Below are 12411 nucleotides of genomic sequence, written 5' to 3'. Positions count from 1 at the left end.
GGCGGGACAACCTCATTCAGATTGAACGCATCGTTAACGGGGAAACCAGAAAAGAGTAGCCCCGCTCCGCCCGTCGGATCCAGGCCTTGCAACTCCAGTTTGTTGGGATCCCAGGAGAACAACAGGTCTATTGCCGAGAGAAGTTGATTATTGCCGGAATCGGAAACAGCGTAGAGACCTAAGTGGACAACGTCGTCGACCAGGACGGTTTGACCAACAGGCCGCCACTCCAGGTTGATGCTCGCCGGCGCTGTCGACGCCGACGCGATCAAGACTGGGAGGCATGCGAACAAGCTACGCTTTGAAAACGATCTCAAAGCAAACAAAAGCCTCTCCTCTTCTCCCCTTACTCGCTTCCATCAACACACGAGCGATTCAAAATACCTCTAACACCCTTGACAGCCAACCACCCCCGCGTCCTCTTCAAGACGAGGCGCTCACGATGAGACGTTCCTATTCTTCAGGACTGGTCGAGCTGCCCTTTGAAACCTCCCTCAGAATCGAGAAACAATCAATGCGTGTCCCTATCACTGATGCCACGCGCTGACCGCCTCTCGGCCAAATTAACCAACCTCATCCTCGCCGGGCATCCTTAGTCGCCCAGCGGGATGTTCCTGCTCTCTTCCTGAATCGGTCGGCGTTGGGGTCTCGGCGTTGGCCGGGCCCCGTTGATGAATTCAACGATATCCGACTGATTCAGTACACCGTCACGGTTCAGATCACCCGCCGCTAAGTCACCCAGACCTTGGGCCCGCAAATCGGCCACCTTGATCTCGGTCACGGGACCGCTACCGCCCTCACCTGCCATGAACAGGGGCTGCCCGCAGCAGTTGGCCTCGTGGCCGAGCAGGAAGTTGATCTGGATGAAGGTGAAGTCGCCGGTGCCGACCAAACCGTCGCCGCTGATATCGCTGTGCGGCGAAGCAGTCGCGCAGGTGGTGCTGGCCCCCGGGCTCGTACCGAACTGGCTCGAGTACACGCCGAAGTCGAGTATGTCGATCCAGAAATCGTCGTTCAGGTTGCCGCCGAGCAAATCCTTGCCGGCAGCCGCGAAGTCAGCGACATATTGAGTCCCAACAGTCGGCAACGGGTCGAGCGTCCGCCGCAGCGTGTGCAACTTGTCGCGAGCCGTCACGCAGGTGTACGTGCCGCACGGCACCAGGACCGTTGCGCTCGCCGAACCGCCGGTGAAGGTCATCACCTCGTCCACGGTCGCAACCGGCGCCGTGTCAGGACAATTCCACAACTCGAAGGTGATGCAGCGCGTGAATGGACCAGCAGCCACGGCGGCTTGCAGGTCGATGCTGACCACCATCTCGTTGGATCCGCTGACCGTCACATCGAACGAGCACTGCGAGGAGTTCCCGCAGGCATCGGTCGCCGTGCAGGTCACCGTGGTGGTTCCTCCTGAGAAGATAGAGCCGCTCGGCGGCACGCAGACCACGGTCGGCGCCGGATCACAATTGTCCATCGCCGTTGGATCGGTCCAGGTAACCACCGCAGTGCATCCGCCCGCGTCGGCATTCTTCGTGATGTCGGCTGGACATGCGCTCAACACCGGCGCGGTCGTGTCGTCCACCGTGATGATCTGATCGCAGGTACTGAAATTGCCACAGGCGTCTGTCGCCGTCCAGGTCCGCGTGATCGTGTAACTGGAGTCGGTGCAGCTTCCGTTGCTCGTCTGCGTGCTGACATCCGAGAACGTGATCACCGGCGCCGGATCGCAGTTGTCAGTCGCCTGCGCCGAGTTCGACACCGTGGTGTTGTCGATCGCAAGCGTGTCGACCTCAAGGAATGTGAACCACAGGTAGCGATGGCCGCCGACAAGCGTTGCAATCAAGTCGCCCGAATTGTTGCGCGTCTCCGTAAACAGCAGCGTGCCGCCTGCGTCAAGAAGATTGAGGTCAACCGCCAACGAACCGTCGCCCGCGTCGCGGAATACCCACTGGAACCGGTACCAGCCCGTCGACGTGATGGTGTAGTGGTTGATGCTGCCAAGGTCGTTGCGGCGGGTGAAGTTGGTGTTGTTGCTTCCGCCCACCAGGATGTTCCCGGACGCGTTCGACGCGGTGTGGAAGATGAAATCACGGAGGTGTGATCCCGACTGGTTGTTCGCCGCCGCGGATAGATCCCATCCATAGGTGTTGGCGGCGACCGCGGGGTCGGACAGATCCATATATACGTCGAGCTCCACGCAGAAGCCGCCGCCGAACGCCGATTGATAGCCGCCGAGTCTGGTGAACGCACCTGTAAAGTCGTCTGGGTTAGGAGGCAGCGAGGTCGAGTCGATGACCGCGTGAAATCCTCCCGACTTCGAAGTGATCCCGCCCGTGCCCGAGGCCACGCGCGAGAGCGAACTGTTGAAATTGTTCCAGTCCGGGTTCGTGTTGCTCGCGAAGCCCGGATCTTCAAAGCCCTGGAAGTGTCCCGGCGAACCGGTGTTCAATGGGGCGGTCGACTCGTCACACTCAACCGTCACGTCCGCCGGACAGGTAATCACCGGCGCCGTCGTATCCTCCACCGTGATGGTCTGATCACAGGTGATGGAGTTGCCCGCGCAGTCAGTGGCCGTCCAGGTTCGCGTGATGACGGACGCCTGCGGGCAAGCGCCGGCTGCCACGCTGTCACTGAACGTGATCACCGGAGCCGGATCGCAGTTGTCAGTCGCCACCGGAAACGCCGTGGCGACGAAATTATCCCAATAGATGTCATAGGTCACGCCCGCCGTGTTGTTATGACCTTGCAGGATGACGTTGCCGATCTGCACACTCGTACCGCCAGTGTCAATAGCTGTAACAGTCAGCGACAAGTCGCCGACCGTGTAGACCCAGTTGGTTCCAACAAGCTCGATCGTCAGCGTGTACCACGCGTCATAGACAAAGCCGGTCGGCAGACCCATATCGATCCATCCATTATCCCAGCCACGGAAACGTGCCACGCCGCTGCCGTCGGGACTGCTCGTGAACTCGATGATCGGGAAGGACTGTGTTAAGGCTGCACTCGAGTTGAACCCGGTACCCCAGAAGCCGGCCATGCGCCGCCCAGTCGTTCCCCAAGCGGACGGAATGTAGAGGTCGATCGACATCTTCGTCGTGCCCAATATGTCGTACTTGCGTCCCTGCGTGTCGTAGAAGCCGCTGGTGAAGCCCCCGCCGCGACAAGGCGAGCAGTCGCTCGCGTTGATCGAGTGCTTCAGCCGATTATCACCGCCGAAGGATGCGCTCACGAATCCTGCCGGCGCATAGCGGTCCGTGTACCAGACTCCGGGCGCCTGGGTCGCGCTGAGCGTCGGATTCACGTCGAACGGCATCATCACGATCTCACCGGTATTGCCGGGAGCGGTCGACTCGTCACACTCAACCGTCACGTCCGCCGGACAGGTAATCACCGGCGCCGTCGTATCCTCCACCGTGATGGTCTGATCACAGGTGATGGAGTTGCCCGCGCAGTCGGTGGCCGTCCAGGTTCGCGTGATGACGGACTCCTGCGGGCAAGCGCCGACTGCCACGCTGTCACTGAACGTGATCACCGGATTGGGGTCGAGGTTGTCCGTCGCCGTGGCACTGCCCGTGTTCGACGGCTGATCATCCTCGTCGCATTCGATCGTGACATTCGCCGGACAGGTAATCACAGGCGGCGTGCCGTCAATGATGATCGTCGGCGACTGCACCAGGCACGGCACGACCTCAGCGCCAACCGGGTCGGTGAAGCGATTGGGCGGATTGTGGGAACGGAAGCTGACTGTCGTCGGCCCTTCGGCCACCGCCGTGAATGAGAGCGTCACCAGCAAGGCATCGGCCATGGTGGGCGTCTGACCGCCAAAGTTGTTGATGCCTGAGGCCATGTCGATATCGTCGCCGACCGCCGTGATCGGGGTGATGACCGGCTGGCCATACGGCAACGGCGTGTTGTATGTGCCGCCGACGAAAGTCATCGCCGAGCTGTCGAACTGTGAGAATGCCTGGAAACCGGCGACGAGACCGGTCAGGTTGAGTTGGTGTAGCTCGACCTGAATCGTCTCACCCGGCTTGACGCAATCGGAACCGGCGGCAAGCTGGAATTCCAGCCGATTGTCGGTGCAGGGATCGGGAACCAAGGCGCTCAGCGCTTCGCCTTCGACCTCGGTGTTCTCGCTGCCGCCCGGATAGCTCATGAAACCACCGGTCGGCAACTGCATGGATCGCAGCCAGTCGCGGCCTTTGGCGATGTTGGTCGAGTAGTCTGACACGACCAGCGGATCTGCCTCCAAGAGCGCTAGCACGGCATACGCGGTGGTCTGTGTGTCTTTGTCAGTCTCAGTTGCACCGCCGAGGCTCGAGAGATCTGAGTGCCAGTTCCACGAACCATCGGCGTTCTGGTAGCTGGCCAACTGATCTGCAAGTGCCTGGAGCGTGCTGATCCCGTTGATCCCACCGTGGAGCGGGCTGTTGATCGCGGTGAATGCTGTCGTGCTGTTGAGCGCCAAGCCCCGCACTCCGCCCGACAGGCCGATCAGATCGCTGTACACTGTGGCAGGAGCGGTGTTGTCGAGCGTGTTCAGACCGTTCAACAGGCCCAGTTCAAACAGGGCGGCCTGGCCGGGATTGCCGATGGCTGCGGCTGTCGGGATGATGGTGTGAAATTCCCACGGGCGCAAGTTCACCCACGTGCCGGTTCGCCCAGCCTCGACGGCCGCGATCCAACTCGCAGTGTTCAGGTCACCAGGCCCATACGTGCCGGCCGTCAGCTCGTCAAAGAACTTTGTTGCGGCGTGGGTGCTGTATTGCACGTCACCCGAGGCGAGGCTCAGTTGCCAAAGAAAGTAGGATGTCATCGCCCCAAACCGGAACTCTAAGTTGGGATACTGGAATGTCAGGTCGTAACCTCCGCCGGCGACGGCCGAGGCCAGATGCGCCGGGTCTCCGGTATGGCTGTAGGCGTTGAGGAGCCCCAGGGCGATCGGCCCGGTAATGTTGTTGAACGTCGTCGGGCAGCCACCGTGCGGCCAGCCCCATCCGTTGTTCAAGCACTGGAAGGCAATGATGTGATCGGCGCCGGCCTGCAACCCGGGACCCACACCTCGAGGCGCCACGCCTTCACCTGGCGAATCGTCGAACAGGGCTTGGGTGCTGCCCCACGCACCGACGACAGGAGGCCGTCCCCAAGCTGTGCCGCTGCTCAAAACTAAGGCCAAAATGCCAACCACTGCCGTTGCTGCTGCCTTTGCTCGCATGATCGTGTCTCCTTTTCTTCCGCGCTCCCCGCAAGTGCCCACTGTCGCTTTGTATTCTGAAACCACGCTTCTGAAATTTCCCATTTGCCAATAAGTCCCTGTACGCCGATCGCGTGCCCCAACAAATGAAGCGCGCGCCGGACCGTGAAAGCCTCGCCGTACTTCCAGATCAACCCTGCGATCGGGTCCGGAAAGGCGAGCCCTGCTCAACTCACTGGAGGCGTTGCATTTGGTACAGAAGGTGCGCAGACGCTAGTACTAGAAAAACGAAGATCGGTGGCGCACACCGCCGACACCGAGTCACATGAAAAAAGCGTCCTTTGTATACCGTTCATATGCCGAGACAGATTGGCCATTTACGCCCCGGCAGAATTGCCTCCTATAATCAATTACGAACTGAAATCCACGTTATCATTCTCACTTCCAAATGTCAACTGGGTATTAACCCGAATTCTCTAAAACTTTTGTCGTCCTTGGGAGTCCGTGTAAACAGCGGTTGAAAAGTGCAGCGCCGGGCGGTCGAAAAGTAAAGCGCCGGTTCCGTTTACCCCACCAGTTCACGCGATGCGTTTGTACTACAGGTGCGCATATTGTTTTCGTGTTTGGTAGTGACATTGGAGTGCAACGGCTCCTGCATTCGGCTTCGCCCGGACCATAATGACCACATCCGGGCGTATGACTTTGTGCAGTCTTGGACACACGATGGCCGGCCGTTTCGGATGCTGACGCTGGGGGATGAGTACACGCGGGAGTGTTTGGCGATCGACCTGGCGATGGGCGGGGATGATGGCGCGCTGGACGATGACACGCCGTTGCTTACGCGAAATCGCAGGCCGTGCGTCTGCAAGAGGCGGGGCGCCGAGTGCCATCGCGTCGGCGTTCGCGATGGCGTGGTCCACGAGGGAGGGATGATAAAGCAATACATCGGGCGCTCAGAGCATGATTGGGCCGGCTCAGGCTACGAACCATGCGTGTGGGAGTGGTGATCCGAGCCTGACTGTGGAATCGAATTCGGCGCCACAGCTCTGATAACTTCGGGCAGACCGGTGTCGTCGCCCAACTTGCTTAATACGCAATGGCAGGTCGTCGAATCGGTGACATGGACGAGCCTCCAATCGCCCACGGAGACGGCGTGCCCTCGATGCTGGCCGATGACGCATGGGTAGTCGGCGTGTGTGCCGAAGTCCTCCTGTCGCACGGGCTGATGAAAAATCGTGACCAGGAGTTCATCGTTTCTCGTGTACTTCGCCGCGGCGCCGGGCTGTTTGCCGAATCGAAGCACGTAGGTCTTATCCAGTCGGAATCCGCCCGGCAGTGCATCGGGTATCTCGAAGTTTAACCGGGGCGCCGCCCGCTTGGCCTGTGCCGGAGTCGATTGCCGCGCGTCGTATTGGGCAAGGAACTTGTCAAACGCCGCGGAGGCGTCTTTGGGAAGCGCGTCAAGCAACATGCTGAAGTCTACGGCAGATGCCTTTGCAACCGTCGCGCCATCCCCAAAGGACAGAATGGCCCAGGACCCAAGCCCTATCAAGACCAGCAGACTCGCAGCGAGCGCGTAGCGTCGAAACCAAACTGAGCGACCTGCGCCTTTGGGGAGTTTCTGCGCGGAGCTGTCCAGCCGCTTTTCAATCGCGCTCCAAAGACCTTCCGGGACACGAGTGTGCCCGGTGGGTACGAGCTTATTTGCCAGTTCACGAATCGACGCCAACTCCGCGGAGCAGCCGGGACACTCCGAAAGATGTGCCTCGGTCTCACGATAAGCTTCAATGGGCAGCTCGTCATCGAGATACGCGCCCAATTGCTGTTTCGCTGTTTCGCAGTTCATGGCAATCCCGACTCCTTGCGGAGCGGTTCCGCTTCGGAGCCAGTTGCATCAACGACATTGGCTCCTACTCTTTGATGCCTGGCAGGCGGATTCTCTTCCGTCAAATCGTAACCCCCGGCCAGGAATTCCCTGGCGCGTTGACGGGCCCGATGCAGGCGCGAGGCCACAGTCCCGGCGGGACAGCCCATAACGCCTGCAATCTCACGATAGTCCAGGCCCTCCTGATAACGAAGCAGGAGCATGGCCCGATCGGGGGGATCGAGGCGCGCAAGGGCTTCGGCCACATCCAGCGCCATGCCTGTTCCGTGAAGCTCGGATTCATTTTCCATCTCGGCAGCGAGATCAGTATGGCCGCCCAGACGCACCGGCCCCTTTCGGCGAAGGAATTGAAGGGCTTCATTGACCGCGATTCGATACAGCCAGGAAGCGAGGCTCGATTCGCCGTTGAACTGGCTCATCCGGCTAAATGCCTTCAAGTAGGCCTCTTGCGCGAGATCGAACGCGACATCCTGACTTTGGGTCATTCGCAAACACAGCCGGTAAATGCGATCCGAAGTCTGGCTGTAGAACTCATGCTGGGCATCGCGATCCCCATTGCGGCAGCGTTTGACCAGTTCTGATTCTGTCACGGGGTTCAGATACCCTTGCAAGGCCCGGTTTCACAAATCATGGGAGACCACCGTCCTAACCCGTTCCCGTGAAACATCATACGGCTCCTTTGCCTCTGTGTCCCCCTTTTCGGGACATCTGGGAATCGGGCAGATTTTCTCGGCAAGGCCATCGCGAAGAAACCAGGGGCCTCCGGCATCTAATCAATGAGTCGAAACAATCCGTGTCCGCGCTTTCGACGGCCGGCGGCCAATGGGGACTCGCCGAGCCCCCGCGCATTGGCCGCGAGTCGATGGTCGAACATCCGCGCAGTCTCGCTTAGGCTTAGGCAGGCCGTGCATCGATCGATTTCGCGCGAGACTGTCGGCCGTTCGGATGGTCGTCGAAGATCAGAGTTGCTGACGAATCATGGAACCACGTTTTGTTGACAGGGCCTGCATCGAGATGAGGAATCGGCACCTGATGGAAGATCGGAAGCGCTCACGCGCTGGGTCGAGCTCCCGGCGGGTGTTGGTCAGGTTCCTGGCCGGGGCATTGCTTGCCGGCGCACCGGCAGGCTGCGCGCTGAACAGACAGGGAGATCGCGAAGTCGGCGAGGCGTTGGCCACCTATGAGCTGAAGCAGTCGTCCACTGCATCACAGTATGCCAGCGTTCCCAAGGTCGCTTCGACGACGACCGCCCCGGATACTAAACCACCGAACACCCTCGTCGAAGATGGAACGCTCGCCGGCCTGATTGCCACGGCGCTGGAGCGGAACCCGGAGATCCTCGCCTCCATCGATACGGCCCGCAGCGTTGCCAGCCGGATTCCGCAGGCAACGGCGCTGATGGACCCCGTGTTGACGACCAAGACCCTCCCCGAGCCGACGCGGACGGCCGAAGGCGATAACTACTTCGTGCTGGGCGTTCAGCAAAAGCTGCCCGTGCCCGAGAAGCTCGACCGTCGTGGGCGCGCGGCACTGGCAGAAACGCGCATGGCCATTGAGACCCTGGAGCAAACCCGGCTGCGCGTGATCGGAGACGTGAAGCGAGCCTATTTCCAGCTCTTTGCAATTGACCAGGCGCTGCCGATCACCCGTGAGAATCAGACGCTCATGCGCGATTTGATCGAGGTTGCGCGGGGACAACTGGTGGCGGGAAAGCGCCAGCAGGAGGACGTGCTCCGGGCCCAGGTTGAGTTGTCGAGCCTCGAGAGCCAACTTGTTGAACTCGACCAACGCCGAGCGACAACCGTTGCCCTGATTAACTCCATCCTGGATCGTCCGCCGTTGACCAACATCCCTTCGCTGACGGAATACGACATCCGACGGGTGGCCATGCGTCTGGAATGGTTGTTAGCGCATGCCTACCAGCGGAATCCGGAGCTTCAACGGATCGAGCGTCAGATTGAGCGCGACGAACATAGCCTGGGTCTGGCCCGGCTCGAATACTGGCCGGACTTCACCATCGGCTTCGAGTGGATGCAGATGGACCCCCGCGCCGCATTTCGGCCGCCGGTCAATCCGCAGACCGGCATGCGACCGCGCGTTTCCCAATTAAGTGAAGAGGGGGCTGACGGCTGGGCCGTTACGGTCGGCCTTAACCTACCGGTCTGGTTCGAGCGCATCGAGGCAGGCATTCGCGAGGCTCGAGAGAGGCTCTCCGCGTCCCGAAGACAACATCAGGCCGCAAAAAACAAAATCACCTATCAGGTCGAAGACGCGTTGGCCCGCATCAACTCGCAACGGAAAATCGCCGACCTCTATGCCACCGCCATCATCCCGCAGGCCGAGCAAGCCTATCAAGTATCACGGGAAGGATACATCACCGGGACATCTGACTTTCAATTCGTGATCGACAACTGGCAGAAATGGTTGTTCTTTCGTTTGCAGTACTACCGCACGCTGGGAGACCTGGAACGCAGCGTGGCCGACCTGGAGCAGGCTGTAGGCGTCAGTGTTTTCGAGGCGCAGAATCGCAGCGCTGCCGTCACGAGCGGGAGTGGAGGGTGAAGTCTTGAGTAAAATCACCGTGACCGGCTCCGGCGGATGGATGCGTCAACTTGGACTGATGCTCGTGGTGCTTGTCATCGGGGTGGCCGGCGGGTCTTGGTTCTTCGGATCTTCTCGTAGTGGAGAGCAGGATAGCCAGGGCAACGCCGCCAAGCCCGCCGAAGGCGACACATGGTACACCTGCGGAATGCACCCCCAGGTCTTGCAGCGCGAACCCGGAAACTGCCCCATCTGCGAGATGAAGCTGACGCCCATGAAACCGGGCGCGGACGGCGACGAGGCGACGGCTACAGGTCCGGAGGAACGCAGGATCTTGTATTGGCGAGCGCCGATGGATCCGAGCTTTGTATCCGATCGGCCCGGAAAGAGTCCGATGGGGATGGACCTCGTCCCGGTCTATGCCGATCGGGGCGAAACAGTCGGGGGACCGGGCATCCGCATTGATCCAGTCACGATTCAAAACATGGGGATTCGTACGACGCGCGTTCACCAGGGGCCGCTGGTGAGGACCATTCGCACGGTGGGTCGCATCGACTACGACGAAAAAAAGCTTGTTTTCGTAGACACCAAATTCGAGGGATGGATCGAAAAACTGCACGTCAACGAAACCGGACAACGGGTCAGAATCGGCGATCCTCTGTTCGAAGTGTATTCCCCCGACCTCTATTCGGCACAGGTTGAGTACGTTTCGGCAGCTCGTAAGCGCCCCTTACTGGAACGGAGCACATTCGCGGATGCGGCCGAGGACGCGGGTCGGATGGTCGAGGCGGCGCGTCTTAAGCTCGATTACTTCGACGTGCCGGCCGACCAGATCAACCGCCTGGCTGAAACGCTGACCCCGGAGAAGACGGTGCACATTCGTTCGCCGGCGGACGGCATCGTCGCCGACAAGACGGCGCTCGAAGGCATGCGCATCATGCCCGGCATGAGGCTCTTCACCATCGCAGACCTCTCGCGCATCTGGGTGTACGTCGACATTTATGAATATCAACTTCCCTGGGTCCACGTCGGCCAGGCAGCGGCCATGACGCTCCCTTACATCCGGGGCAAGGTGTTCCGAGGCGAAGTCACCTACATCTACCCCTACTTGCAGAAGCAGACGCGCAGCGTCAAGGTCCGCTTGGAGTTCGCCAATCCGACAATGGAACTCAAGCCAGACATGTATGCCACCGTGGTGCTTGAGGGAATGCTCAAGGACGATGCCGTGCTGGTTCCACGAGAAGGATTCATCGACTCCGGCACGCGCAAGGTCGCGTTTGTCGATCGCGGCAACGGCAAGTTTGAACCGCGCGACATTCGGACGGGCGTCGAAGGGGAAGGCGGCTTCGTTGAAGTCTTATCCGGGCTTACGGTGGGTGATGTCGTCGTCACCTCGGGACAGTTTCTCCTGGATTCGGAAAGCAAGCTCAAGGAAGCCGTCGCCAAGATGATGGAGCCAAGCAGGGCAACACCGAGAAAACAGCCCGCGCGGGAAGTGTCAGATCCGGGTCACGCCGAACCGTCGCCGACCTCCATGCCGGCGTATATGCCGGCCCATGTGCAGCATGAAGCACCCGACATGCCCGGCAGCTCTCGATCGTCGGCCATTCCCGCCGACGCGAAGTACGCCTGCCCAATGGAGAAACATCCGGACGAGAAGGATGCGATCCATCAAGGGCCGTACTTCTCCAGTGGGCCGGGCGAGTGCCCTCTCTGCGGGATGAAGCTCAAGTCGATGGAGGAATTGCCGTGGGCCCAGGCCCTGCTCAAGGCCGGTGACGGAACCGTAGCGTATACATGCCCGAAACACCCGCATGTGTTTTCGGATACGTCCGGCGATTGCCCCGTGTGCGGGAACAAGCTGGAGCCCTTCACTGCGCTGTACACATGTCGCAATCCGAAGCATTCAGAGCAGACGAGCACCCATGAGGCGGAGTGCGCCAAGTGTGGCGAGCCGATGGCCGTCTTTCGCGGCCCCTGGCTGAGTGATGCGATGGCGCGGATGAATCCGTCCGGCGAGGCGACGTCAACGGATGAGACCTCTTCTGCGATTGCCGCGGAGACAGGTCGAGAAGTTCCCGCGGATGCCCGATTCGTTTGCCCCATGCAGGAATGCGAACAGTTCTCCGCGACTGAGGGGCGTTGCCCGACGTGCGGAATGAAGCTCAAGCCGATTGACGACGTCGAATGGGCCAGGAATCTCGCCCGCACAACGCCCACGAAGAGCCGCTTTGTCTGTCCGATGCATCCCGGCCTTGCCAGAAGCGATCATCCGGGAGTCTGCTCGATCTGTGCGATGCAGCTTGTGCCGCCGGAGAGCATCGTCGGGCTCGACGAGGGGAATGTCTCCATTGCAGCCCAGGTGAACTTTCTGACGGAGCATTACCTCGCGCTTCAGGAGCGATTCGCCGGCGACAGCATGGCGGAGGCCACCCGACATGCGCTCGGGCTGGTCGATGCGAGTGAAAAGCTGCGCGACATCCTTCAACTTCGCGGCGAGAAGGCGGCCCCTCAGTTCCTCGCAGCCGTTTCAGCATTGCACGCGGCTGCCCTGAAGATTCGCGGCGTGGACCTGTCCGCCGATCGGCTGCACTTTGCCCAAATAGGCGCCGCCATGCGGACCATCATCGAACATCAGAGGCCCGACAAGGCCCGCTGGCCCAAGCTGTTCATCTACCACTGTCCGATGAGCAAGGCGGACTGGATTCAGAATGTGGAAAAGAAAGCGAATCCCTTCTACGGGTTCAAAATGCTGGACTGCGGCAACTTCGTCGAATCCAGGTAGAGAAAGCTC

The 12411-nt window shown here is 60.3% G+C and carries 6 protein-coding genes; 3 read left to right on the top strand and 3 right to left on the bottom strand.

Annotated elements, in window-relative coordinates; all coding sequences use genetic code 11:
* Nucleotides 1-592 precede the first annotated feature (592 nt).
* Nucleotides 593-5056, bottom strand: coding sequence for an HYR domain-containing protein (locus tag HS101_04415; protein ID MBE7505513.1), 4464 nt, complete (start codon nt 5054-5056; stop codon nt 593-595).
* 839 nt (nt 5057-5895) lie between these two features.
* Here HS101_04415 and HS101_04410 point away from each other — a divergent pair.
* A complete protein-coding gene (locus tag HS101_04410) occupies nt 5896-6198 on the top strand; it encodes a hypothetical protein (protein ID MBE7505512.1) in 303 nt (100 codons plus the stop codon).
* Here the strand turns inward: HS101_04410 and HS101_04405 are convergent.
* Both HS101_04405 and HS101_04400 read right to left on the bottom strand, forming a co-directional pair.
* Nucleotides 6171-7037: a DUF3619 family protein gene (locus HS101_04405; GenBank protein MBE7505511.1), complete on the bottom strand. Its 867-nt coding sequence runs from the start codon at nt 7035-7037 to the stop codon at nt 6171-6173. The genes HS101_04410 and HS101_04405 overlap by 28 nt on opposite strands.
* Nucleotides 7034-7666: a sigma-70 family RNA polymerase sigma factor gene (locus HS101_04400; protein ID MBE7505510.1), complete on the bottom strand. Its 633-nt coding sequence runs from the start codon at nt 7664-7666 to the stop codon at nt 7034-7036. Before HS101_04400 ends, HS101_04405 begins: the two co-directional genes overlap by 4 nt.
* A 487-nt stretch (nt 7667-8153) precedes the next feature.
* On the opposite strand from HS101_04400, the gene HS101_04395 reads away from it, so the two are divergent.
* Nucleotides 8154-9638, top strand: a complete 1485-nt coding sequence (locus tag HS101_04395; protein MBE7505509.1) for a TolC family protein — start codon at nt 8154-8156, stop codon at nt 9636-9638.
* A gap of 4 nt (nt 9639-9642) precedes the next feature.
* Entirely contained in the window at nt 9643-12402 is a 2760-nt protein-coding gene (locus HS101_04390; GenBank protein MBE7505508.1) for an efflux RND transporter periplasmic adaptor subunit, read from the top strand.
* The last annotated feature ends 9 nt before the right edge of the window (nt 12403-12411 follow it).

It is taken from the genome of Planctomycetia bacterium, assembly GCA_015075745.1.
Taxonomy (GTDB): Bacteria; Planctomycetota; Phycisphaerae; order UBA1845; family UTPLA1; genus UTPLA1.
Note: the sequence above shows the minus strand (reverse complement) of the source record. Positions and strands in the feature narration are given on the sequence as shown.

Excerpts from the sequence above, each read along its gene's own strand:
- HS101_04405 (MBE7505511.1), bottom strand. The coding sequence starts at position 7,037 with ATGAACTGCGAAACAGCGAAACAGCAATTGGGCGCGTATCTCGATGAC.